This is a genomic window from Sphingobacterium faecale, from assembly GCF_016746095.1.
Classification (GTDB): Bacteria; Bacteroidota; Bacteroidia; order Sphingobacteriales; family Sphingobacteriaceae; genus Sphingobacterium; species Sphingobacterium faecale.
This window is the reverse complement of record NZ_JAERTY010000001.1, coordinates 236,308-261,645: the sequence shown is the minus strand read 5'-3', so window position 1 is coordinate 261,645 and position 25,338 is coordinate 236,308. Positions and strand designations below refer to the sequence as shown.

At 39.3% G+C, this 25,338-nt stretch carries 19 protein-coding genes; 8 read left to right on the top strand and 11 right to left on the bottom strand.

All coding sequences use genetic code 11. The features are described from left to right. Positions 1-9: 9 nt before the first annotated feature. From JKG61_RS00995 to JKG61_RS00985, 3 genes are all read right to left on the bottom strand, one after another. Complete coding sequence (locus JKG61_RS00995; protein ID WP_202101131.1) at positions 10-1,266, bottom strand: TolC family protein; 1,257 nt, start codon at positions 1,264-1,266, stop codon at positions 10-12. Between the two features lie 68 nt (positions 1,267-1,334). After that, a complete protein-coding gene (locus JKG61_RS00990; RefSeq protein ID WP_202101130.1) occupies positions 1,335-2,669 on the bottom strand; it encodes a sensor histidine kinase in 1,335 nt (444 codons plus the stop codon). A 1-nt stretch (position 2,670) separates the two neighbouring features. Further along, positions 2,671-3,351, bottom strand: a complete 681-nt coding sequence (locus JKG61_RS00985; RefSeq protein WP_202101129.1) for a response regulator transcription factor — start codon at positions 3,349-3,351, stop codon at positions 2,671-2,673. Positions 3,352-3,558: 207 nt separating this feature from the next. On the opposite strand from JKG61_RS00985, the gene JKG61_RS00980 reads away from it, so the two are divergent. Further along, the gene (locus JKG61_RS00980; protein WP_202101128.1) at positions 3,559-7,278 is read left to right on the top strand and encodes a helicase-related protein; all 3,720 of its coding nucleotides are present in this window, start codon (positions 3,559-3,561) and stop codon (positions 7,276-7,278) included. 63 nt (positions 7,279-7,341) lie between these two features. Continuing rightward, positions 7,342-7,560: a VF530 family protein gene (locus tag JKG61_RS00975; RefSeq protein ID WP_237249332.1), complete on the top strand. Its 219-nt coding sequence runs from the start codon at positions 7,342-7,344 to the stop codon at positions 7,558-7,560. An 833-nt stretch (positions 7,561-8,393) separates the two neighbouring features. On the opposite strand, the gene rny is transcribed toward JKG61_RS00975, so the two are convergent. From rny to pheT, 4 genes are all read right to left on the bottom strand, one after another. Beyond that, positions 8,394-9,953 (bottom strand): ribonuclease Y, encoded by a 1,560-nt coding sequence (gene rny, locus JKG61_RS00970; protein WP_202101127.1) that lies wholly within the window; start codon positions 9,951-9,953, stop codon positions 8,394-8,396. 408 nt (positions 9,954-10,361) lie between these two features. Beyond that, a complete protein-coding gene (locus tag JKG61_RS00965) occupies positions 10,362-10,652 on the bottom strand; it encodes a cell division protein ZapA (protein WP_202101126.1) in 291 nt (96 codons plus the stop codon). A gap of 51 nt (positions 10,653-10,703) precedes the next feature. After that, positions 10,704-11,012: a hypothetical protein gene (locus JKG61_RS00960; RefSeq protein WP_202101125.1), complete on the bottom strand. Its 309-nt coding sequence runs from the start codon at positions 11,010-11,012 to the stop codon at positions 10,704-10,706. A 29-nt stretch (positions 11,013-11,041) separates the two neighbouring features. Then, complete coding sequence (gene pheT, locus JKG61_RS00955; protein WP_202101124.1) at positions 11,042-13,438, bottom strand: phenylalanine--tRNA ligase subunit beta; 2,397 nt, start codon at positions 13,436-13,438, stop codon at positions 11,042-11,044. Between the two features lie 121 nt (positions 13,439-13,559). Between pheT and purL the strand changes: the two genes are divergently transcribed. Next, positions 13,560-17,234 carry a phosphoribosylformylglycinamidine synthase gene (gene purL / locus JKG61_RS00950; RefSeq protein ID WP_202101123.1) on the top strand — a complete coding sequence of 1,225 codons (3,675 nt, stop codon included), beginning with the start codon at positions 13,560-13,562 and terminating at the stop codon, positions 17,232-17,234. 33 nt (positions 17,235-17,267) lie between these two features. Here the strand turns inward: purL and JKG61_RS00945 are convergent, their stop codons facing one another. The 4 genes from JKG61_RS00945 to JKG61_RS00930 all read right to left on the bottom strand — a co-directional run bounded on the left by JKG61_RS00945 (position 17,268) and on the right by JKG61_RS00930 (position 20,222). Next, positions 17,268-17,714: a DoxX family protein gene (locus JKG61_RS00945; protein WP_202101122.1), complete on the bottom strand. Its 447-nt coding sequence runs from the start codon at positions 17,712-17,714 to the stop codon at positions 17,268-17,270. A gap of 101 nt (positions 17,715-17,815) precedes the next feature. Then, positions 17,816-18,769, bottom strand: coding sequence for a polysaccharide deacetylase family protein (locus JKG61_RS00940; RefSeq protein WP_237249331.1), 954 nt, complete (start codon positions 18,767-18,769; stop codon positions 17,816-17,818). A gap of 206 nt (positions 18,770-18,975) precedes the next feature. Next, the gene (locus JKG61_RS00935) at positions 18,976-19,446 is read right to left on the bottom strand and encodes a hypothetical protein (RefSeq protein WP_202101121.1); all 471 of its coding nucleotides are present in this window, start codon (positions 19,444-19,446) and stop codon (positions 18,976-18,978) included. A 95-nt stretch (positions 19,447-19,541) separates the two neighbouring features. Beyond that, positions 19,542-20,222 carry a hypothetical protein gene (locus JKG61_RS00930; protein WP_202101120.1) on the bottom strand — a complete coding sequence of 227 codons (681 nt, stop codon included), beginning with the start codon at positions 20,220-20,222 and terminating at the stop codon, positions 19,542-19,544. 114 nt (positions 20,223-20,336) lie between these two features. Between JKG61_RS00930 and ychF the strand changes: the two genes are divergently transcribed. The 5 genes from ychF to ppk1 all read left to right on the top strand — a co-directional run bounded on the left by ychF (position 20,337) and on the right by ppk1 (position 25,333). Beyond that, positions 20,337-21,437, top strand: coding sequence for a redox-regulated ATPase YchF (ychF, locus tag JKG61_RS00925; protein ID WP_202101119.1), 1,101 nt, complete (start codon positions 20,337-20,339; stop codon positions 21,435-21,437). Between the two features lie 136 nt (positions 21,438-21,573). Next, complete coding sequence (locus JKG61_RS00920) at positions 21,574-22,131, top strand: NADPH-dependent FMN reductase (protein WP_202101118.1); 558 nt, start codon at positions 21,574-21,576, stop codon at positions 22,129-22,131. A 63-nt stretch (positions 22,132-22,194) separates the two neighbouring features. Then, complete coding sequence (locus tag JKG61_RS00915) at positions 22,195-22,773, top strand: DJ-1/PfpI family protein (RefSeq protein ID WP_202101117.1); 579 nt, start codon at positions 22,195-22,197, stop codon at positions 22,771-22,773. Positions 22,774-22,803: 30 nt separating this feature from the next. Further along, positions 22,804-23,178, top strand: coding sequence for a hypothetical protein (locus JKG61_RS00910; RefSeq protein WP_202101116.1), 375 nt, complete (start codon positions 22,804-22,806; stop codon positions 23,176-23,178). A 79-nt stretch (positions 23,179-23,257) separates the two neighbouring features. Then, positions 23,258-25,333: a polyphosphate kinase 1 gene (gene ppk1, locus JKG61_RS00905; protein WP_202101115.1), complete on the top strand. Its 2,076-nt coding sequence runs from the start codon at positions 23,258-23,260 to the stop codon at positions 25,331-25,333. Positions 25,334-25,338: the final 5 nt, after the last annotated feature.

Sequence of the window (25,338 nt, the reverse complement as noted above, 5' to 3'; positions counted from 1 at the left end):
GTAAATATTCTAAAAATCTATTCCAACAATATATTGTAACTCTTCGTAGGTATTCTTATAATCCTCCAGAAGCTCTGCTTGAGATTGTTGAGCCTCCTTATATGCTTGCGTAAAATCAATAAACTCCAAGAGGGTAATCTGGCGATTTTGTAAATGTTTATTGTAACTGATCCACATTTTTTCCTGCTCCATAATCCGTTCTTTATCCCAGCGTTGCAACATACGTTCATAACTATGTAGTTGCTTCTGCAATCGTACAAGTGTGGATTCAACTTCGGCACGGACAGATAGCCCCATAGCCTTTTCTTGCTCGATCTCGAACTGAGCAGCTTTGATATTACCTTTATTTCTATTGAATATAGGAAGGTCTATCTGGGCTCCTAAACCAACAAAATCGCGCATTATATTTCCTCCACGGTCATAGCCTAGTTGGACGGTAACGTCGGGTTTACGCAGAGCACGTTCGAGGACAAGCTTTTTCTCAGCAGATTGCGAAGCATTATTTTGACGCTTCAAACCTATATTCTGTTCTAACGCTACGGCCAGCATATCGTTGGGGAGACTGGAAGTGTAATCGATCTCTCCCCGTGTGAATTTCAAATCCTTGGAATCGATATCGGGCACCTGCGTGAGAGTCCGCAGCACACTAATCGCTTCTAGCTTATCTGCCTCTAGCGCCATTATCTCACGCTGCAAGGCTACCAATTCTGATTGCACACGGTAAAAATCCGCTTGGGATACATTCTGTTTTTGGACTTGTGAAGCATATTGCTTTTGAAGCTCTTCATAGAGTGTTACCACCGTCTGCAACTGCTGTTCTTCAGCATTCAAGCGCTCGACCTTGTAGAATCCCTGTCTTAACTCCTTTTTCAGTTGACGTAGTAATTCCTCATATTCTAACAAAGCATCCTTCTTTTCCAGATTTTTTAACGCTATCCTTTTCTTTCGCTTTCCAGCTGTTTCTACTAACTGTTCAAGTTCAATAGAAATTTGCTGTGCTTTACCATAATTTCCAAAAATGGGAGGTAATTCTTCGTGCTCCGTGTTTTTCCAAAGGTTAACCTCACTAATACTCAGCGTAGGATTGTTCCAAACCTTCTCTTGAAGTGCCTCTGCATCCACCCGTTCAATATTATACCGCTGTGCCAATAACAAAAAGTTGTTCTTTAGAAATAACGCCTCTAAGTCAAGCAGCGAATAAGACTGTGCATGAATTGTTCCTTTTAAAAGGAATAAGAAGATTAATAAAAAGACTTTTTTCACCATACTGTATTTTATACCGCAAAACTAGTTGCTGTACATTAAGGTGAAGTCCCATTTAGATTAGAAGTAGATTAGAATGTCAATATAATGGTAGTTCCGGAACTATTACTTTCAATTCCAAGACTTATTCGATGTAGTTGTAAGATCACGTTAGCCATGGAGAGGCCTATTCCCTTTCCTTGATACCCCCTTACATTTTGTCCTCGAAAGAAATTCTGCTTGATGTTACCTATATCTTCTTGGAGGATACCTATGCCTCTATCCTCAAGAAGTACAACCAATTGTCCTTGGCTTTCTTTTATAGTTACCTTGATAACATCATTATCAGAGTATTTCAAAGCATTCTCGACAAGGTTTCCTATGGCCAATTCCAACAATTTATCGTTCCCTTCAAAACTAAGGATTTCATTGTTTTCCACCTCCATTTCCACCTCGATTTTAGCTTGGTGGTATAATATTGCATTTTCAATGACAGACCAAATAATTTCATCCACACGCAAAACAGCAAATTCAAACGAAGTTTTCGCACCGGACAACAGCGCCATATTATCTAATGTATCCTGCAGATCAGCTGTGTATTGTTTGAGTTGGGCAATTACTGTTTCATATTCGTCTACAGTGCGTTTTTTACTATTGGTTACCTCCAATGTACCCAACAATGCCGTAATTGGAGTTCGAAGTTCATGAGAAACATAATCAATAAAATTCTTCTGAACATTAAACGTTTGTGCTATGCGGTCGACAAAATGGTTATATGTATTTATCAGATCATTTATTTCGTAGTAGGTCTTTTTCAGAATAATAGGCTCATTAAAGTTCTTCGTATCCTTTCTTTTAATTTCATCTATTATCCGTACAATAGGTTCATAAGCTATTGTTCCTAAATATTGAGAGACGAGAAAAATGGATAGTATCCCCAATAGAGATACAATTAATAAGATTTGAAAAAGAGAGTGCATCTGTTCGTTAAATCCGTCTTTCGTCTCTCGCGTCACAACCACAAAATCCCCTTGATTATCCTCATAGAACCTCCCATTATAGAAAAAATCATTAGTATCAAAATGTGCAATTCGTTCTTTTCGGACTTTGTCAATAAAAGCAGAATCAATAACAGAAATCGGAGACATATCTCCATTAAATCGATTGTTATCCTTATCTAAGAGAATAATATTCTTTCGGGAAATCGTCTTTAATAATTGGTTCTTAATGCTCTCGTGTTCAATAAATGAAAGCTCATCCTGTTCCAAATAATAAATAGCTGCCAAAAGCGATTTGCTTTCCAGAGATTCCCTTTCTTTTCTCTCCATCACGGCATAAAAAGACACATAAATTACCGAAGATATAATCAAAGTAATCACACTGAATATGACAACGGAATATAGGGAGAGTCTATGTCGTAACTTCATTTTAATTGGTCTTAAACATATATCCTATTCCTTTTACCGTATAAATATATTTTTCATCTCCCTGCTCTATCTTACTCCTCAAATAGGATATATATACATCCACTACATTCGTTTGATTGTCAAAAGTAATACCCCATACCGCATTGAGTATCTGTATTCGTGTTACTGCTCGGTCTTTGTTTTCAATAAGATACAACAGCAATTTCAACTCCCTTGGCGATAAGTCGATAGCTTTCTCCTCACGGAATACGATATATTGATTCATATCAATAGAGAGGCTGCCATGCTTGAGCACATTTACTGGTACCTCTTGCTGCTGATATTGAGTACGTCGAGTAAGGGCCCTAATCCGGGAAAGCAACTCATCAAAATGAAAAGGCTTAGTAATATAATCATCGGCACCATAATCCAAAGCCGATACCTTGTCCTGCACTGTGTTCAGCGCACTCAACATCAGTATAGGGGCAAATATCTTTTTGTAGCGTAGAGTTTGTGCTAATTGAATACCATCCATCTGTGGCAACATCACATCCAGAATGATCAGATCCCATGGGATATTGAGATAAGAGTCCAGAACCTCCTCGGCAGTTTTACATAGCACGACCAGATAACCGTTTTCTTCCAATCCTTTGATCAGAAAATCACTTATACGTTTATCATCTTCTACTACTAATATTTGCATAAGTCATTCTTAATAGTTACAAATCTATCAATAATTAATCCATAATATACTCCTTTCACAAAATCTAATCAATTTGTAATTTCAGAGGAATGAATAGTTTTTTTGAAGGCATATATTTTATTAACCATCATGAAAATTCTTTTTTATCAAAAAAATAAACTATCTTAAAGCACTGGTAACTAATTAAAAAAGCTAATCAAGTCGATTATGACCAAGTCATTTAACCACTATTATGTAGAGAGGATAAGTGCTATTATTGCATCCGAAATGGCCGAACGTCCAAACCTGATCTTTGTTTTATTAGGGCAAACCTCCTTGTGGCATTCGCTATTGCCCCGCGCCCATATTGCCGATAATAGCCATTTACGGAATGAAAATAAACACCATTCCTTTAGCGAGGACTGGTATGTGCAAATGCAAAACACATTAGCCCTGACGAAAGACTACCACCTGATATCCTATGCGCAGCTTTGCTATCTACAGGCCTATGTTGGCGATTTTCCTCTCCCCTTTGAAAACCGGATTGTAGTTATTGAAGACAATCTCCGTCAATTGTTTCCACTCGATGAAGAAGATTACATACCGACCAGCGGCCAGGATAATATAGATAGCAGACCAGCAGACCTCCCATTACACCATATCGAACAATGCATACTGAACCAAAAGCATTATTATTCAACACGCCGACCAACTAACAAGTTAAAAGTTATACCACTTTTCCAGGAAGAAGTAAAAGTTAAAAAAAATAAACTGAAAGATTCCGCTGCGTATAACCTGTCTTTTGATAATTTTGCCTTAGACCTACTCATTAACGACCACATCAGTCAATCCATTCCCAGTACAATCACTACGATCAGCTATTATGAAAAGCAATTTCAGAACAGCCAATTATTGAGCAGTCTTCGGAAATGGAATGCGGTTTTAAGTAAATTTGGCGGACAACTCCAGTATAGTGCTATCCCACAAGTTGAAGAAGACAGCCCCATACGAGAAGTTACGACCCAGTTATTGAAACAACATTGGGGAACCGATGCAACCTTCAGAACGCTTTTCATCTACAAGGACCCAGACCACACGAACGAAGTCATTCCTATCTCACAGGGCAATATCGTCGACACGATTATCACAGCCTATGAAAATAGCAAAGCGCAGCAGATAAATAGAGACGTATTTTTGACGGCGCCTACCGGCGCGGGCAAATCTCTTATTTTCCAACTTCCGGCCTTTCATATCTCGCACCAAGGCGATGTCACTATTGTCATTTCCCCTCTGATCGCCTTAATGAAAGACCAGGTCGAGGCTATCATCACGGAACGGAAATTCGAAAAAGCGGCTTATATAAATGGTGAGCTCTCTTTTTCAGAAAGAGAGAGCATCATTCAGCAATGCCAGTCCGGATTAATCGATATCCTGTATATGTCCCCAGAGCTCTTCCTATCGTATGATATCACTTACTTTATAGGAAATCGAAACATCGGACTATTGGCTATAGATGAAGCACATCTCATCACAACCTGGGGTAGAGATTTCAGAGTAGACTACTGGTTTCTAGGCGAACATCTTCGCAAATTGCGTGAAGTAAACCTGCAGCATTTTACCATTGTGGCCGTGACAGCCACAGCCGTATTTGGAGGTACCAATGATATGGTTTTTGACAGCATCCGTAGTCTACATTTAAACAACCCACATCTTTATATCGGTCAGGTAAAACGAGAAGATATCACTTTTGTGTTTCAGAACTACCCTGGTTTTGAAAAAAAAATCGAAGCCAACAAGCTCGAACAAACCGTTTCCTTCAGCAAGCAGATTCACGAACTACAGCTAAAAACACTCGTTTACACTCCTTACGCTAAACAAATTTCTAGCATTATAGAAAGCCTAAATCAAGGATTTGGCACTATCGCTACAGGATACCACGGTGGTATGACTAGTGAAAATAAAAATTTCGCTTTGGGGCAATTCAAAACGAACAAAAGAAAAATAATGTTCTGTACCAAAGCGTTCGGAATGGGTGTTGATATTCCCGATGTAGATATGGTATATCATCATGCGCCATCTGGATTATTCTCCGATTATATCCAAGAAGTGGGCAGAGCGGCACGAACCCCAGACCTTAAGGGGGTTGCAGCTATCAACTACCACCCTGACGACCTGCTGTATGCAAAAACACTGCATAACATGTCTTCGACTACCCCCTATCAGATACAACTCGTATTACGAAAAATACTGCTGGCTTATCAGAGTAGCGGCAAGCAAAATAACCTGCTACTATCGACAGAAGACTTTGAGTATATATTTGATAAAGGGCAAGATGTACAGCAAAAGATGCTTACTTCATTAATGTTTATGGAGAAAAACTATATTCTTAAGGAAGGGTTTCCAGTCTTCACGGCAAGGCCCAAAAAACGCTTTATAACGGGTTATGCCAAACTTGCTGATGCAGACCTCTCAAGACTATCCCATCTTTACCCAGATACCTATGAATTGATTAGCACCCGAAAAAACGGCGAGCACATCATCGAATTTGATATCGAAAAATTCTGGAAACACTACCGACAGAAACAAAATTTTGAAAATTTAAAATTAGCGTTTTACAATAATACGATTTTCCAAGAAGATAAAATTAGCCTAGATCCCCAACTAAAGATAGTTTTTGAACGCGCCGGAGGATCCTTCGAGGATCAATCGCGTAAACTGCAAGCCATCTTCTATGCCATACAGCAAGCTCTTGAATCCTTTCAAGGTTTCTTCACGATAAATCAGTTTGAATCCAGATTAAAAGGACTTATCGCCGACAGATGGATAGTTCCCAAAATCAGCAACCTGCTTTCTACTGCCTATATCAACAACTCTTATGGAAACCGTCACCGCGTACCGAATGCTTTTTTGAAAAAGAGGACTTTTGGTGATGAATTAAAATACCTGAATGACCCAATAACTAGCAAGACTACTTTCGACAGGCTGATGATCCGATTCAATAATCTATTTGCAACTAATGGAAAGCGTCGATCAAGTCGCTTTTGTACGCAAAAAAAAATCAACTCGGACAGCTATGTAAAATTGGGCAACTTTCTCGAAACATTGGGTCTCGCCACATTCGAAATCAAAGGGGGCGATAAGACTATGGTACATATCCGTATCAATGCGCCTAAATACCTTGAAATGGATAACAACAACGCTGAATACAGCAATCAATTACTAGCCGATTCGACAGAACGACAAGAAACCAGTTATGCACTATTTAATCATTTTTTTCAAAACGACTGGACCAATCAAAAACGCTGGGAATTTATCGAAAATTATTTTCTAGGAAAGTCTACAAGCAGCTTATTATCCCCCTATGCACCGACAGACACAAACAAAGCGGGTCTAAAAAGTAGGTTGGAAAAAATTGTAACCAGAGAAGGGAGCAGTGTGGAAGACTGTACGGTAGTAGAGGGCCCCGTCGTATCTACCGTCGAAGTCACGGACAGCAACCTACATATCTTTATCGCTACTAAAGATTCCGTACTCGAGCAGAGTAAATTGCTTACCATTCAGACTGAGCATAATATCCGAACCATGCGTGTTTCCGAATGGCTGATGTATGACCCGGTAACCCTTGATAAAGAAAGAATTAAAGTGGATTTCAAGCTAGAAGGAAGGGCCTATCAAATATTAAACTCTAAACTAAGAGCCCACCATTTCGACTATTATCGTAATACATTGCGCTTACAAATGCACATCGATTTTCCCAAATACAGCACATCGGTAAAAGCCCTATTACCCTATACCGACAGACCTGTTGAATTTTACAAATGGTGGTGTGACAACCCAGATCAAGTAACGCTCAATTTCAGAGAAAAATTAATGCTGTTTGAAAAAGTCAATAGTAAACATCCGAAAACACTAAAAATTGAACATAAAAAGATGATCAGCGGAAAATAACGGTATATAGCAAAATAAACTATATAGCTATTTAAGGATAAGTCAAAGTCCTTATCTTTGTGTATGATGAAAGAACAGAAAAACAATCCCCTTCATGGAAAAAGACTTGACTTTGTCTTGGAAGCGCTTGTCGAGTATTATGGTTGGGAGGAACTGGGAAGGATTATCAAAATACGCTGTTTTAATGAAAACCCAAGTATCAAATCTTCCTTGACATTTTTGAGAAAAACACCTTGGGCGCGCGAGAAGGTAGAGCAATTGTATATCAAAAAACTGTACTAAAACGGTAGCAATAAGTAAGCAAGATACTACATAAAGAATTTACCCCCCAGATATCGGTGCTCTATATGCGGATACATTGATGATCTTAAATCCTTGGGATCTTTATGATAATATTTGAAGACAGAATCTAGAAGCCTAATGAGAGATTTACACAATTTATCGGATACTGCCAAGTACTTTTTCACAACAAGTGACTCCTTATTACGGAATACCATCCCCTTTCTACAAATAAGGGTCCCCTATTTACAAACAAGTGATCCCTTTTTAAGAAAAAGGTGTCACTTATCAGCAATTAACATCCCCTATTTATTAAAAAGGAACACCTTATTACAAAAACCATTTCCCTTTGTATGAAATTACGTTCCCTTTTCAGTAACAACGGAACACTTTTTCAAAAACACCGGTCACTTTTATAATAAAAGGGACACCTATTTATTAACTAGATACACCTTTTTCACAAATACCAGTTCCTATTTCAGAATAAGCTTCCCCTCTTTAACAACAAGTGACTCCTTATTACGGAATACCACCCCCTTTGTGTCAAAATGGTTACTCTTTTTTCCAACAAGGAGTCCCTTTTTTAAAAAAAGGGGTATCCTGTTTCGGAAAAGGTCCATCCTATTTAGCAAAAGGGATCGTCTATTTCCACAAAGTGTCTTCTTCTAGCCTTCTTTTAGCTTTTTTAAAAAAACTTGGAAAATGCCCGTACTCCATGTTGGTTTACTTCATCATGAATCTATCAAAGAACCATTCCTACATGAGGATAGGAAAGCCAACACAAACAAAAAAGCCTCAAAACTTTTATTTTGAGGCTTTCTGTCAAATATTCTTACTTATTTTGCATAAGACACAGAGCGTGTTTCACGTATCACAGTAACCTTGATCTGGCCTGGGTAAGTCATCTCCGTTTGGATACGATTAGAAATATCCGCAGCTAGAATTTCGGACTGTGCATCAGAAATCTTCTCACTTTCAACAACAACACGTAACTCACGTCCAGCTTGAATTGCGAATGTCTTCTCCACGCCTGGGTAAGATAATGCTAAAGCCTCCAATTCTTTCAAACGCTTGATATAACTTTCCACCACCTCACGGCGAGCTCCTGGTCGAGCTCCTGATATCGCATCACAAGCTTGAACTATCGGAGATATCATCGCTGTCATCTCAATCTCATCATGGTGCGCACCGATAGCATTGCACACGTCAGGGTGTTCTTTATATTTCTCGGCCAACTGCATACCCAAAATAGCGTGCGGCAATTCCGGATTATCGTCAGGTACCTTACCAATATCGTGTAACAACCCGGCGCGTTTGGCATGTTTCACGTTCAACCCAAGCTCAGAAGCCATAGTCGCTGCAAAATTAGCCACCTCGCGGGAGTGTTGCAATAAGTTCTGTCCGTAAGACGAACGATAACGCATACGTCCTACCATACGGATCAACTCTGGGTGAAGTCCATGAATACCTAAATCAATTGCTGTACGTTCACCAATCTCAACAATCTCATCTTCGATCTGTGTGCGTGTCTTGGCTACAACCTCTTCGATACGTGCAGGGTGAATACGTCCATCGGTCACCAAACGGTGTAGGGCTAGACGTGCAATCTCACGACGTACAGGATCAAATCCAGATAAAATAATAGCCTCTGGTGTATCGTCTACGATAATTTCAACGCCCGTGGCAGCTTCCAAGGCGCGAATATTACGTCCCTCACGACCAATAATACGTCCTTTAACCTCATCATTCTCGATATTGAATATAGAAACTGTATTTTCAATGGCAGATTCCGTAGCAGTACGTTGTATAGTTTGAATAACCACCTTTTTAGCTTCTTTGGACGCTGTCAACTTAGCCTCATCCACGATATCTTTAATCTGAATCATAGCTTGTGAACGTGCCTCTTCTTTCAAAGAAGAAACCAATTGCTCCCGAGCCTCGTCTGCCGTAAGCCCTGCAATAGTTTCCAACTGTTGGATATGTTGATTTTTCAACAATTCCACCTCTTCGCTCTTCTTCTCGTTCAACTCTGTTAACTGATCCAGCTTTTTGCTTTTGTTCTCAAGCTCTTGCTTATCGCGGTTAATACTCTCTAACTTTTGATTAAGAGATTGTTCCTTTTGACGGATTGAGTTTTCTTTTTGAGTGATGGTATTATTTCGTTGGTTTACCTCTTTTTCATGTTCAGCTTTCAACTGAAGAAACTTTTCCTTCGCTTCTAACTGTCTTTGCTTCTTGGTATGTTCGGCTTGCTTTTCTGCTTCTTTTATAATGCTTTCTGCTTTCTCACTAGCACTTTTCTCTTGCTTTTTAAAAAGTAACTGCAATAAAAACCTTCCAATTGCAACCCCGATTAAAAGAGATATTATGATTGAAATTGTTATAGATAACTCCATGTTATTTAGTATATATTATTTAGTTTTTCTGTGTTTTTTACATCTATTTTTTTGAAAGTATATGTACTTTAAAGGACATCAAGAACTTTTTTCATGATATTCTCTTTTGCATTGTCACTCAAGAGCTCTCCCGATAACATCAGGATCGGTTCATCACTGTTGTTCCTCCAAAGGGATCATGAAAGTTTTTTCAAAAAAAAACCGCAATTAAATTAACAGGTATCAAGTATTATTAAACTTCGATTTCACATGAATTGAGCGTATGATCATGACCTAGATGGCAAATATGCAAAATGGCCTACATCTCTTTTTTGCTCGTGATATTGAAGCGTTAAGTTTAAAATAGTGACAACCCGAATTTAATTGCGGCAAATTCGTCGTTAAAGCTCTATGTATAAAGAACGATACTTATTTTTTAAAGAAATCAGACAAAATGGTATCCAGCTCATGAACGGATTGCTCCAAACCCAGATCTTGGGTCTGTGCACTACGCTCTGCTTTGATCATACCAGTAGCATACTGTAATACACACATGGATAATAAATCCTGTTTATCACGGACTGCATAATTTTCCTGCATTTCCTTTATTTTTTCATTTATTAATTTCGCTGCGTGACGAATTACTTCTTCCTCTTCGGTACTAACCCGTAAAGGATAAACACGATCAGCGATATTTATTTTTATGGAAATTTCTCCCATTTTTATGAGCTTTATAATGTACTAACCCAAATTAAAATCCCTCTAAATGGATTACTTTAATAGGGTGATACATCTGTCTATTTCTCGCACAAAATCGTTAATTTTTTGTTTTGTGTCAAGTATTTTTTCATTTATAGCACTTTTATCAATATCTGCCTCTTCCAAAGATTTTGCAACTGCCATAGCCTTAATCTTTTCTTCAAGCTGATTGATTTTGTCTGAACTAGTATCAAATGCAACTTGTACAGATTGCAATTCCAGTTTTAACAGATCGTTTTCCTCTTGCAAAGCTTCACACATTTGAATTAAATTCTTCGTTTTCTCAACGATAAGATTCATTTGTGTAGATAATGATGCCATATTATAACTCGCAATTAAATTAATTAGAACTAACGTACTACAGCGCCAGTCTCTTTCTCAAAGTTAATAATTAATTTTTGAATAATGCTATCAATTTGTTTATCATTTAGCGTTTTTTCTTCATCCTGGATCGTAAAACTCAATGCATAAGACTTTTTGCCTTCAGGCAACTTATCGCCTTTATAAACATCAAAAATATTAACGGCTTTCAAGAGCTTGCGTTCTGACTTCAACGCTACGTTCTTCAACTGCTCGAAAGTAACCGAATCATCCAGCAACAGTGCCAGATCGCGACGTACCGCAGGATATTTAGATACCTCTTTAAATTTAATCTCGTTTTTACGTATCGAACGAATGACCAAATCCCAATCAAAATCCGCATAGTAGACCTGGCCATCGACATCCGCTTTTTTCAATGCCTCAGTAGCGACAGCACCCAAAGAAACAAGCACTTTCTGTCCCTTCATGTAGTCCAGGCCATACGCCAGATTAGCGTTAGCAGTCTCCACAACTTGTAGTCCTTCGACTTTTAGACGCTTCACAATCATATCTACAGCAGCTTTTAAATTATAGAAACTCACTGTACCACTTGTAGCATTCCATTGCTCTTTAGACTTGTTACCAACGACACCTAGCACCATCCGCTGACGCTCACTATATCCTTCATCCAAAAGATGGTAAGTCTTACCATATTCAAAAAACTTCAGATCGGTAACTTTACGCTTTTGATTATAGGACATCGCCGTCAACATCGAGTAAACCAAATTCTGACGCATCGTATCGAGATCCGAACTTAATGGGTTCAACAGACGCACCGCTGTAGACTCGTCATCTACATAAGACAACTTGGTCAACGAGTTGGAAAGAATCTCTCTATAACCATTGCCAATTAACAAATCAGCAATTTGATTCAACACGACTTCCTTGTCCGGCTTCTCCTGTGTATTCAAAGATGCTAGAATCTGACTCTTTAATTCGATATTATTATAACCATAAATCCGCAGCACCTCTTCAGTCACATCAACCTCACGCGTTACATCAACTTTGTAAGCAGGAACCTCTACTGACAATACTTGTTCATTTTCGGCAGTGATAACGATTCCCAAAGCTGCAATAATTTCTTTAATCTCTTCTGCGGGGATTTCTTTACCGATCAAGCGTTGCACATTCTTACAATCTACATCAAACGCAAAAGGAGCAATAGGATTAGGGTAATTATCCGATACAGCCGAACTAACTACACCACCTGCAATCTCCTGAATCAAAAGTGCTGCCCGTTGCAAAGCAAATACCGTAATATTAGGATCCGTACCACGTTCAAAACGGAACGAAGAATCAGTTTTTAACCCGTGGCGTTTAGCCGTTTTACGGACATAAACCGAATTAAAATAAGCAGACTCCAAGAAAATCTCTGTCGTACCCTCCGAAACTCCGGAATACTCACCTCCAAAAACACCTGCGATACACATCGGCTTGCTGTCATCGGCAATCACTAAATCTTCAACAGATAATTTGCGTTCTACACCGTCCAATGTCGTGAAAAGCTCCCCTTCATTGGCCAAACGTACAACTACCTTATCCCCAGAAATCTTAGCCGCATCAAATGCATGTAACGGTTGTCCCAGATCATGTAGTACATAGTTCGTGATATCAACGATATTATTAATCGTGCGAATACCTATGGCATTCAACTTTTCTTTCACCCAGTCTGGCGATGCTCCAACCTTAACTCCCGAGATACGTACTCCGGAATATCTTGGACATGCCTCTGTATTCTTAACTTCTACTGTTGCAGTGCTTGCTGCGGCAGGCGTTGCAAAACTACTTACATCAGGAAGCGTATAGCTCTTACGGAAATAAGCAGCCAAATCGCGTGCTACCCCCAAATGAGAGGCTGCATCTGCACGGTTAGGAGTCAGACCTATCTCAAAGCAATAGTCATCTTCCATTTGGTAAAACTCTTTCACCAAAGTACCAACTGTAGCATCCGCTGGTAATTCTACAATACCTGCGTGCGAGCTACCAAGCCCGATTTCATCTTCACCACACAACATCCCTTCGGATACTTCACCTCGGATTTTGGACTTTGTAATCTTAAAAGGTTCGCCCGAAGTAGGGTGACAGGTTGTCCCCACCGTAGCGACGATTACTTTAAGACCTGCACGACAGTTAGGCGCTCCACACACAATATCCAAGGCTGTGCCAGTTCCAACATCCACTTTTGTAACACGTAATTTGTCCGCATTTGGATGTTGTTCGGCCGAAATCACCTCTCCTACCACTAATCCTTCTAAGCCACCAGGAATAGATTGTATTTTCTCTACAGCCTCTACTTCCAGACCTATATCGGTCAGAATCAGGGACAATTCATTCGGAGTCTTTTCTATATCGAGGTAATTCTTAAGCCAATTGTAAGAAATATTCATTATTAAATAGTTTTTAAGAGATACAAAGATAGGCTTTTGAGGGAAAAGCTCGTTGCTTATTTAAAATATTCCGTAACTTTGTGCTTTAAGTTGAAGAACGTTCAAAACCCAACATTATATAATGATTCATTTCTTTGAGAACCCATCGAATACCATCTACGGTGTTCAAAGCGTAAACTCTTTATCACAAGAAGACATTACTAAACTAAACTGGTTATTTGGCAATGCCAAAAAATTAGAAGAACAAACCTTAAGCCGCTACTTTGTAGGTCCGCGCGCAGCCATGGTTACCCCCTGGAGTACCAATGCGGTAGAGATCACACAGAATATGGGCATTGAAGGAATTGTTCGTATCGAAGAATTTCAGTCTGTACCAGCCGACTTCAATGACTTCGATCCTATGATCTCCCAAAAATTTGAAGCTCTGACGCAGGATATGTACACCATACATATTACGCCAGAGCCTATTATAGATATCGATGATATCGATACCTACAATAAGACCGAAGGCCTTGCACTCAATCAAGAAGAGGTAGCGTATTTAAACAACCTATCGACCAAGCTGGGACGCAAACTGACCGACTCCGAAGTATTTGCATTTTCGCAAGCCAACTCGGAGCACTGCCGTCACAAAATATTCAATGGTACCTTTATTATTGATGGAGAAGAACAACCTACATCACTATTTAAGTTAATCAAAAAGACATCAGAGACCAACCCGAATGATATTGTATCTGCTTATAAAGACAATGTCGCATTCGTCAAAGGTCCTCGAGTAACGCAATTTGCTCCTAAATCGGCAGACAAACCTGACTTTTATGAAGAGAAAGACTTCGACTCTGTATTGTCAGTCAAAGCGGAAACACACAACTTCCCGACTACAGTAGAACCGTTCTCCGGCGCTGCTACAGGATCTGGCGGTGAGATTCGTGATAGATTGGCTGGTGGACAGGGAGCTCTTCCCCTAGCTGGTACAGCCATCTACATGACAGCATACTCACGTTTATTGCAGGACCGCCCTTGGGAAAAAGGAATGCAAGAACGCCCATGGCTATACCAAACACCAATGGACATCTTAATCAAAGCATCCAACGGAGCTTCAGATTTTGGAAACAAATTTGGACAGCCACTAATCACAGGTTCAGTATTGACCTTTGAACATGAAGAAGAAGGACGCAAATTAGGATATGACAAAGTAATCATGCAGGCGGGTGGTGTTGGTTATGGAAAGCTAGATCAAGCGAAAAAACACACACCAAAAGTCGGTGATAAAATCGTTATTCTAGGTGGAGAAAACTACCGTATCGGAATGGGTGGTGCTGCTGTATCTTCTGCAGATACCGGTGCCTTCGGCTCGGGTATCGAATTGAATGCTATACAGCGTTCAAATCCAGAAATGCAAAAAAGAGCGGCCAATGCCGTGCGTGGCATGGTCGAATCCGACAACAACCCTATTGTATCGATCCACGATCATGGAGCAGGTGGGCACTTAAACTGTCTATCAGAGCTTGTCGAAGAAACCGGTGGTCTGATCGATCTAGATAAACTACCTGTAGGAGACCCTACCCTTTCTGCAAAAGAAATTATTGGCAACGAATCCCAAGAGCGCATGGGCTTGGTGATTGCTGAAAAAGATATCGATACTTTAAAACGTGTTGCTGACCGTGAGCGCTCGCCAATGTATGCTGTAGGTGATGTAACAGGCGACAACCGCTTTACATTTGAATCGAAAACCACAGGTGAAAAACCAATGGATTATGCTTTAGAAGATTTCTTCGGATCATCTCCTAAAACAATCATGCGGGACAACACCGTCACACGTAACTATGCGGATCTCTCTTACACTACCCAGGAAATACCTGCTTATGTCAACCAAGTATTACAATTAGAAGCTGTAGCTTCTAAAGATTGGTTAACCAACAAAGTAGACCGTTGTGTGGGTGGTCGCGTAGCCAAACAACAATGTACTGGTCCATTACAGTTACCATTGAACAACGTTGGTGTGATGGCACTGGATTACAAAGGCAAAGAAGGTATTGCTACTACGGTAGGTCACTCGCCTGTAGCCGCCTTGGTTGATCCTGCCGCTGCCAGCAGGACAGCAATCGGTGAAGCACTTTCAAATATCGTATTCGCTCCTATCATCAATGGCATCGAAGGAATCTCCCTATCGGCCAACTGGATGTGGGCATGTAATAATGAAGGTGAAGACGCCCGCCTTTACAAAGCAGTAAAAGCTTGTTCTGATTTCGCAATCGAACTGGGTATCAACATCCCTACAGGAAAAGACTCTCTTTCGATGAAGCAAAAATACCCTAACGGAGACCATGTGATCGCACCGGGAACCGTTATTATTTCTGCTGCCGGAAACTGTACAGACATCAATAAAGTGGTAGAGCCAGTTTTGAAAAAGAACAGTGGCGCTATTTATTACATCAACCTGTCTAAAGACACCTTTAAACTGGGTGGTTCTTCACTTGCACAGGTTTTAAACAAAGTCGGGACCGAAGTACCAACGATACAGGATGCCGCTTATTTCAAAAAAGCATTCAATACCATACAACAATTGATCGCAAATGGTCAAATCGAAGCAGGTCACGACATCGGTTCTGGTGGTTTAGTAACCACATTACTCGAAATGACATTTGCTGATGTAAACCTTGCTGCGACCTACGATCTATCTGGCTTAGGCGAAGTGGATACGGTAAAAGCGTTGTTCAATGAAAACATTGCTGTCGTACTACAGGCAAAAGACAACGCCGCTTTAGAAACTGCTTTCCAAGCTGCGGGTGTAGAAGCGGTCAAAATAGGTGAAGTCATCGCAGGTGATACAGTAAGTTTCAAAAACAATGCAGATGTATTTACATTTGGCGTGACTGAAACTCGCGACACTTGGTACAAAACCTCGTTCTTACTAGACCAAAAGCAGTCGAAAAACGGTATGGCGCAAGAGCGTTATAACAACTACAAGAACCAACCGCTACAATTTACCTTCCCTGCACACTTTAACGGTAAAAAACCGGCTATAAATACATCGGGAGTGCGTCCTAAAGCTGCTATCCTCCGCGAGAAAGGATCCAACTCAGAAAGAGAAATGGCAAATGCCATGTACCTTGCTGGATTTGATGTCAAAGATGTGCACATGACCGATTTGATCACAGGGCGTGAGACACTAGAAGACATACAATTTATCGGTGCTGTAGGTGGTTTTTCCAACTCGGACGTATTAGGTTCGGCAAAAGGTTGGGCCGGTGCTTTCTTATACAATGAGAAAGCTAAAAAAGCGTTAGACAATTTCTTCGCCCGTCCAGACACCATGTCAGTCGGAATATGTAATGGCTGTCAATTGTTTATGGAGTTAGAATTAATTAATCCAGAGCACGATGTTCATGGCAAAATGCTGCACAATACCTCAGCAAAGCACGAATCAAACTTCGTATCGGTAAAAGTTCAGGAGAACAACTCGATCATGCTAAAAACCCTTGCCGGTTCTACTCTAGGGGTTTGGATTTCGCATGGCGAAGGAAAATTCAACCTACCAAAAGAAGAGTCTGCTTATCAGATTGTTGCCAAATATGCTTATGAGCAGTATCCGCACAATCCAAACGGATCCGACTACAATACAGCGATGTTATGTGATACCACCGGTCGCCACTTGGTCACGATGCCGCATATCGAACGCTCGACATTCCAATGGAACTGGGCACACTACCCGAATGGCCGTCAAGACGAGGTTACACCTTGGTTAGAGGCCTTCGTCAATGCAAAAAATTGGTGCGAAAGCAACAAAAAATAACTAAAAAAGCTCTCCTTTTAAGGAGAGCTTTTTTTAGATAGACCGACGATAGCCCGGCTTATTCATCGCATGATCCAGTGAAAATCTTCCGGAGCCGACAATCATAAAGACTGCCAGCAAGACCAAAACCACTACCGACAGCCATAGCTCGGAATTGAGAAAACTAAATCCGCTAGTGATATTAACAAAAAAGACCGCCCCTACCACCACTGGAAATATCAACAGGGCCGCTAATCTCGTTTGAAAACCAAAAATGATAAATAATCCACCTACCAAATGGGTGAAAACCACGTAGTGCACCGCGCCCCAGATAGACAATTGAAAATTCGTTTGTTCAATCAATCGTCGCACAGCTTCTTGATCATTTACAAAACTTATTCCTTTGGCAAGAATAACAACACCTAAGGCAATTCTAAAATAGTCTAACCATTGTGGGTGATGACGATCTCCCCAATGTTCTATACTGTGAATTAGGTTCATAAAGACCTCCTTTCTAAAATTGGTATACGTATATAACGTTATTTCAGAAAAAAAGTTTTATTAATTGATTAAAAACACGAACTTAACCTCGCTCCCCGTAGTTAGTACTTAATTGGGTAGTCCTGCATAAATTCAAAATTGTAATTTTCCTTCTTCAGATTATCAATCAATTGCCCTAAAAGCTCCTGACCTTTTTTCGTCTGAAACATATCATCGTGCATCAACAATACTACATTATTAGGCGTCATGGAGCTCTTGTAGTTCAGAAAGCTTTTCATTTTCCCAAATACAGTTTCTAACGCTTGAACCGGCACTCCAGTCAGACTATTTATGCGCCACTCGACGTCCCAGCCATAAACCTTATATCCATTTTCAAATAATAAGTCAGCAGTGCTAGAACCACTCTGTAAATCTATTTTACGAACATCGTCATATATCCAGATATTTCTTCCAGGAAGACGTACAATCTTATGCTTTAGACTCAGGTCATTTTCATTTTTCTCAAAATCATCAAAAGCAGTATTTGGATTACTATAGAAATAAGTGTATCTATTATGGGCATGCGTATAGCTATGATTATAACACGCAATTAGCGGATTGCTTTCATACCTCGCTAAGTCACGCTTCCGTGCCTTACCCGAATTCGCATGCTTACCTACTAAAAAAACACTCACCTTAATGTCCTTTGCTTTTGCTAAGGAATCAATAGCAGCGCTACCCACCAAAGGTCCGTCGTCAAAAGTCAAAAAAACGTGTTTAGGTTTTTTATCGAACTCACGTTTTAGTGAATCTTTAAGATTCTTCTTCTGCGTCTTGACATCTATCTTATTGACCGTGTCTACAACAAAGAGTATCTGATTGCGCTGTAAGGAATCCCATTTATCCAATAACAGTGGCTTTCTAACAGGAATAACAGGCTCTTGATCATTTGTTTCGATCGAGTCCCGATTCACATACCCTAAAGCTGCTGAAGATAAATTTTGACAAGAACTCATCCACACTCCTAGGAGAGTAGCTCCAAATAGAATAGCTAACCCTCTACCTTTCTTCCTCATGTAATATAGCAATTAACGATTACCCTAAATATTCCACAAAATTAGAACAAATATCTTAATTCAAAGTATATTTTTTTTGTTTTCGAAAAGCCTTGAAACAAATTATATACCAAAAATATAATAATTATAAAAAGTCCCTAAGAGATACCTCTTAGGGACTTTAAAACAAACTTAAACTACAACTAATGGAATATCTTTACGAACCGCTAATCATCCCAATTTTTACGATTATTAGACTTAGTATGTTTATGCGGTTTTTTACTAGATCTATTATCATACTTTCCTCCCTTCCCTTTTCTATCTGCATCGCGTAATATTATTTGTGTATGATTATTTGCGTATCGGCCATAACGATCTCTATGATTACGGTGGTACCTCCAAGGGCTAGGATCATTCAACACCACTTTATAAGTACGATATATATCAAAATGCTTATAGCGTCCAGGCAACTTCGACTTGGTCACCCATCTATTACCTTGATAGTAAGTATATTTTCTACGACTAACATCATAATAAACATCGATCTCCGGCATATAGTAATAACGCACATAATCGTAACCAACAGGTCCCCATAAAGGCTGGCTACCTATATTGATGTTAACACTAACCTGCGCTTGGCTAGGCTGGGCAAAACCGATTCCAATAAATAATAGCGATAGGTAAAAATATCTTTTCATAACAATCCTCCTTATTCCTTAAATTATCTGTATGACCTATCGCACACCGAAAAGGATTAATGTCTATATTGTTAAAAGATGTGAAATAAAAGAGACTAAAAAGCAAATCCCAACTGTAAACCGATATGATACAGATCTCGTTTGATTTCCCCTGTAGACACTCTATTTCCCATATCGTTACTACGGACTATTTTTGTCGGCTGAAACTCAAAATAAGGACCTGCAGATATGTTCATACCATTACGAAAACGAATATTCGCTCCCGCTTGTGCATTTGCAATGAAACCAGACTTAATTTTTGAAGTATAATTTTCCCGAGAACCATTATCTTGATCATACAACTCAATATTACTATCATTAATGGCAAACGTATATCCCGATGAAACGGACAAAAAGGGACTTACCATCTTGTCTATAAAACGGGCATTGAAGTTAATAAATACCGGTATGGCAAAATAGTTCGATATAGTATTTGAAGAATAGCCCATTACATTCGTACTGACATTCCGGTTGCTGGAAGTTTCATCCAAGGAGATCAGATGGCGTATTCCGACACCGGGCCCTATTTCGATAGATCTGTTAAGTTTAAAACTAGCCACATAATCAAATTTTAAACTTAGGTAATCATCTTCAATCGCTTCATACCAATCATCTGATCGCTCTTTGGAATCACCGATGACATAATTCATTCCAAAGTTAAACTTATGATCAAATTTGCGTTGAGCAGAAGCCATCAGGCACCACAACAGTCCTGTTAAGGTAAAAATAAATCTCATAGTAAGTAATAATTTTATATTGCAAAAATAACCAAAGAAAGCAAAATCCAACACATATTTTCTTACATTAAATTTTCTATCTTTGTGCAAATTTTAAACATTTCAGCAAGACTCATGGCTTTACAATGTGGTATAGTAGGCCTACCGAACGTAGGTAAATCAACATTATTCAATTGTTTGTCCAATGCAAAGGCGCAAGCGGCGAACTTTCCTTTTTGTACAATCGAACCCAATATAGGTGTTATCACCGTTCCTGACGAGCGTCTCACTAAATTGGCTGAGCTTGTTAATCCGCAACGGATTGTCCCCAATACTATTGAGATCGTTGACATTGCAGGATTAGTAAAGGGCGCCTCTAAAGGAGAGGGCTTAGGGAACCAATTTTTGGGCAACATCCGAACAACAAATGCAATCATCCACGTCTTACGTTGTTTTGACGATGGAAATGTCATCCACGTAGATGGTTCTGTGGATCCTATCCGTGACAAAGAAATTATTGATACCGAGCTTCAATTGAAGGACTTGGATACTGTGGTAAAACGCATCCAAAAGGTAGAAAAAATGGCTAAAACCGGTGGTGATAAAGATGCTAAAAAGACATTCGAAATCTTATCTGTTATAAAAGAACATTTAGAAGCAGGTAAATCAGCACGTACGGCGCCTATCAGCGAAGAAGATTTCGAATACATCGCAGATCTTACCCTACTGACTGTAAAACCAGTACTTTACGTATGTAATGTAGACGAAGGTTCTGTCAATACGGGCAATGCCTATGTGGAACGTGTAAGAGAGGCCGTTAAAGATGAAAATGCAGAGGTTTTGGTCATATCTGCTCAAATCGAATCTGAGATTGCTCAACTAGAAAGCTACGAAGAACGACAAATGTTCTTGGATGACTTAGGACTTCAAGAATCCGGTGTCAACAAACTCATTCGAGCAGCCTATTCTCTCCTTAATCTAGCAACCTACTTTACAGCTGGGGTTCAAGAAGTAAGAGCATGGACAATAGAAAAAGGGTACACTGCACCTCAAGCAGCTGGCGTAATCCATACCGATTTCGAAAAGGGGTTTATACGGGCAGAGGTGACAAAATATGAAGACTTTGTGAACTATGGTTCGGAAGCTGCAGTAAAAGATGCAGGTAAACTTTCCGTAGAGGGCAAAACTTACATCGTAGAAGATGGAGATATCATGCACTTCCGCTTCAACGTATAACATTTTTGTCATCATAATTTAACATAAAAGGAGCTATTAATAGCTCCTTTTATGTTTTTGAGACATATTCATACAAACTCGTCTTTCTGTAAAATTATTCCTAAATTGTAGTCATCAAATAATAATTTGTAATTCCATGAAAATATTAGTTTTTGGGGCTAGTAACAGCTCGGACTCCATCAATAAAAAATTAGCGTCCTCCGTTAGTAAGTATTACAAAGAGAAAGAAGATAGCATTGAGATTATTGATCTAAACGATTTTGAAGCGCCGTTATTCTCAAAAGACAAAGAAAAAGAAATAGGTATGCCGGAAGGCCCTTTACAATTTGCCGAGAAAATCGACGCTGCAGATTTTATTATTATTTCTTTTGCGGAAAACAACGGTAACTACAATGTTGGATATAAAAATCTAGTAGATTGGACTTCCCGAATCAAAGGAAGAAAAATATACAATGGCAAACCCGTATTCTTACTTGCGACTAGCCAAGGACGACGTGGCGGACAATCGGTTCTGGATATAGCCACCCAACGAATGCCGTTCGATGGAGCTGAGGTATTAGAAACATTTTCCCTTCCTGAATTCAACAACAATTTTGAAGAGGGCAAAGGTATTATTACTCCTGTACTCCGGAGTCAATTGGAAGCTAAAGTAAGAAAAACCAAACGACTAATGGCGGAAATACTAACGCGCTAAATGCAAACTTTAGAACATATCAGCTGTTTAAACAATAGAATAACATATTAAAACACAAATATTATGGCAAAAAGAATATTATTACTCGTTGGTGATTATGTAGAAGATTACGAAGCTATGGTTCCTTTTCAAGCAATGGGCTCAATCGGTATAGAAGTAGATGCCGTAGCTCCCGATCGAAAAAAAGGAGAAGTCATTCCTACAGCTGTCCATGACTTTACAGGTGACCATACGTATAAAGAACTTAGGGGGCACAACTTTGCTATCAATAAAAGTTTCGATGAGATCAATCCAGATGAATACGACGGTCTATATATTGCCGGCGGACGATCCGCTGAGTATATTCGTTTGAATAAGCGTGTTTTGGAAATTGTCCAGCATTTTTTCGAAAAGAACAAACCTGTAGCAGCCATCTGTCACGGCATCCAGGTTTTGACAGCAGCAAAGGTGCTAAAAGACCGCACATTAACAGCATATGTTGCCGTTGGGCCGGATATAGAACTTGCTGGCGGCACTTGGAAAAATATTCCTGCTGACCAATCGATTATAGACGACAACTTAGTAACCTCACCTGCATGGCCAGGGCATCAAGCTATCTTACGTGATTTTTACAAGCTATTAGGAATTACCATAAGCTTGTAAAATTAGTTTTTTAACAACAAACAGCGATAAATGAAAAACAATAAAAGGGTATGGTTTATTGCCATACCCATCATCCTTATATTGGGGTATCTGATATGGGATTCTTTCAGTCAACCTACAATAAAAGATATTCCTGGAGATTTCGAAGAGGTAGCCTTCGTTCGCAATGAACAGAACAAAGGTGGGATAGTACGTATATACGCCGTTACTGTCGGCGATATGTCCAATGCAGACTTTGACGCTTGTTCGGATCTGTTTCCAACCAATGATTACAACAGTGTCACACGGATTTTTTTCTTTGACAAAAATCACCCTTATCCCACACAATTGCAACTCGAGCCGCCCTACTATGACACGACCGCATTCAAGGCTATCAATATTGTAAAACGCTCCGGGTCTAAATAAAAAACCTTTCACTATTCATGTAGAATTAACATGGAGATAACACTAAAAATATAGTTTTGGTTTCAAATAGATAACATATATGGCACGCAAATTTGTTCCTAGAGATATTAGCTGGTTAAGCTTTAACGGTAGAGTTCTGCAAGAAGCTGCAGATAAGACTGTACCACTTATTTCAAGGATTAAATTTCTCGGTATATTCTCCAACAATATGGATGAATTTTTCAGGGTACGGGTGGCCGGTTTAAAACGAGCCCTAGCTGTCGACGAAAAGGAAGCAAAAAACATTTTCTTTGAAAAACCACAGTTAATTCTGAATGAGCTAAATGCAAAAGTTATAAAGCAGCAGAAAAAATTTGATAACACTTGGCGCGAGGTACAAAAAGAGATGGCAAAACAAAGAGTATATATCAAAACTGCCAACGACCTATCCGAAGAACAAAAGCAATTTGTAAAACATTACTACATTGAGGAAATTGAATCTAGTGTAATTCCCCTTCTTTTAGATGACCAAAGACCTATGCCTTACTTGCGTGACAAGTCACTATATCTGGGTATAGCGATGAAAAAAGCAGATTGGCAATATGAAACAAAATTTGCCATCATAGAAATACCCACGGCCCAAATCGGTCGCTTCATATTACTTCCTGCCCCCAAAAAGGAAGTACATGTTATCTTATTAGAAGATGTTATCACGTTTAATCTACCACACATTTTTTCCTTTTTTGGCTTTGACGAATTTACGGCAAATGCTTTTAAAATAACCCGAGATGCGGAATTTGATTTAGACAATGACATAAACACCAACTTTGCGGACAAAATAGCTAAAGCTGTAAAAAGCAGAAGAAAGGGAAAACCTACTAGATTTGTCTTTGATCATCAAATGGATCCCAATTTAGTTGATTTCTTGATTAAAAAGCTTAACATCTCTAAAAAGGATAGCATCATCCCCGGACAAAAAATCCATAACTTTAAGGACTTCATGGATTTTCCAGCCATATTTCGGAAATACCATAAACCAAAAGAGCGAAATTCTTTTTTACATCCCGATTTAGCGGATCAGACCCGTATAACGGATGTGATTACTAAAAAGGATATTTTATTATCCTTTCCATATCATACTTTTGAACATATCATCGACTTATTACGGGAGGCTGCTATGGATCCAGAAGTAATCTCTATCCAAATTACCGCTTACCGACTAGCTTCTAATTCAAAAGTCGCTAATGCTTTGGTAAATGCCGTCCGAAATGGAAAAGATGTCACCGTAATGCTAGAGCTACGGGCCCGCTTTGATGAAGCTCACAATCTGGAATGGAAGGACCGTTTTGAGATGGAGGGAGTTAAGGTCCTACTAGGTATTCCTAACAAAAAAATCCATGCAAAACTAGGAATTATCAGAAAAAGAGTGAATGGTAAAACGATTCAATACGGTTTTGTAAGTACAGGAAATATAAACGAGAAAACAGCGAAACTGTACGGAGATTATTGCATGTTAACCAGCAATCGAAACGTGATGGCTGATATCAATAAAATTTTCAATGCCTTAAGACGTCCTCAACAGGAATTAACGGAGACATTAAAGATGGGTAAAGGTCTTTTAGTATGCCCTACAGATATGCGAGATACTCTGATCGGTTATTTCGATACAGAAATAGCGGAAGCAAAAGCCGGTAAAAAAGCACAAGTAATTGTCAAGATTAATTCGCTAAGTGACAAGATCCTGATCAAGAAAATATATGAAGCTGCTGAAGCTGGAGTTAAAATCGAAATGATTGTACGCAGCATCTATTGCGCTGTAAATCAAAACACATTCGTACACCCTATACACGCCATAAGCATTGTTGATGAATACTTAGAGCATGCCCGTGTTTTTTATTTCTACAATGCAGGGAAAGAGCTCACTTATATATCCTCAGCAGACTGGATGACCAGAAATCTCGACCATCGCATCGAAGCAGCGGTAAAAATAAATGATAAAAAGATTAAAGCTGAAATATTGGACATGCTTAAAATCCAACTGAAGGACAACGTAAAAGCGCGTTGGTTAAATAATAATCTTAACAACGAATATGTTAAAAACAATGAAGCAGAATTTCGCTCCCAAATAGAACTGTATAAATACCTAAAAAGCAAATCACATAATCAAAACAACTAATATTT

Excerpts from the sequence above, each read along its gene's own strand:
- JKG61_RS00995 (WP_202101131.1), bottom strand. The coding sequence starts at position 1,266 with ATGGTGAAAAAAGTCTTTTTATTAATCTTCTTATTCCTTTTAAAAGGA.
- JKG61_RS00990 (WP_202101130.1), bottom strand. The coding sequence starts at position 2,669 with ATGAAGTTACGACATAGACTCTCCCTATATTCCGTTGTCATATTCAGT.
- JKG61_RS00985 (WP_202101129.1), bottom strand. The coding sequence starts at position 3,351 with ATGCAAATATTAGTAGTAGAAGATGATAAACGTATAAGTGATTTTCTG.
- JKG61_RS00980 (WP_202101128.1), top strand. The coding sequence starts at position 3,559 with ATGACCAAGTCATTTAACCACTATTATGTAGAGAGGATAAGTGCTATT.
- JKG61_RS00975 (WP_237249332.1), top strand. The coding sequence starts at position 7,342 with ATGATGAAAGAACAGAAAAACAATCCCCTTCATGGAAAAAGACTTGAC.
- rny (WP_202101127.1), bottom strand. The coding sequence starts at position 9,953 with ATGGAGTTATCTATAACAATTTCAATCATAATATCTCTTTTAATCGGG.
- JKG61_RS00965 (WP_202101126.1), bottom strand. The coding sequence starts at position 10,652 with ATGGGAGAAATTTCCATAAAAATAAATATCGCTGATCGTGTTTATCCT.
- JKG61_RS00960 (WP_202101125.1), bottom strand. The coding sequence starts at position 11,012 with ATGGCATCATTATCTACACAAATGAATCTTATCGTTGAGAAAACGAAG.
- pheT (WP_202101124.1), bottom strand. The coding sequence starts at position 13,438 with ATGAATATTTCTTACAATTGGCTTAAGAATTACCTCGATATAGAAAAG.
- purL (WP_202101123.1), top strand. The coding sequence starts at position 13,560 with ATGATTCATTTCTTTGAGAACCCATCGAATACCATCTACGGTGTTCAA.
- JKG61_RS00945 (WP_202101122.1), bottom strand. The coding sequence starts at position 17,714 with ATGAACCTAATTCACAGTATAGAACATTGGGGAGATCGTCATCACCCA.
- JKG61_RS00940 (WP_237249331.1), bottom strand. The coding sequence starts at position 18,769 with ATGAGGAAGAAAGGTAGAGGGTTAGCTATTCTATTTGGAGCTACTCTC.
- JKG61_RS00935 (WP_202101121.1), bottom strand. The coding sequence starts at position 19,446 with ATGAAAAGATATTTTTACCTATCGCTATTATTTATTGGAATCGGTTTT.
- JKG61_RS00930 (WP_202101120.1), bottom strand. The coding sequence starts at position 20,222 with ATGAGATTTATTTTTACCTTAACAGGACTGTTGTGGTGCCTGATGGCT.
- ychF (WP_202101119.1), top strand. The coding sequence starts at position 20,337 with ATGGCTTTACAATGTGGTATAGTAGGCCTACCGAACGTAGGTAAATCA.
- JKG61_RS00920 (WP_202101118.1), top strand. The coding sequence starts at position 21,574 with ATGAAAATATTAGTTTTTGGGGCTAGTAACAGCTCGGACTCCATCAAT.
- JKG61_RS00915 (WP_202101117.1), top strand. The coding sequence starts at position 22,195 with ATGGCAAAAAGAATATTATTACTCGTTGGTGATTATGTAGAAGATTAC.
- JKG61_RS00910 (WP_202101116.1), top strand. The coding sequence starts at position 22,804 with ATGAAAAACAATAAAAGGGTATGGTTTATTGCCATACCCATCATCCTT.
- ppk1 (WP_202101115.1), top strand. The coding sequence starts at position 23,258 with ATGGCACGCAAATTTGTTCCTAGAGATATTAGCTGGTTAAGCTTTAAC.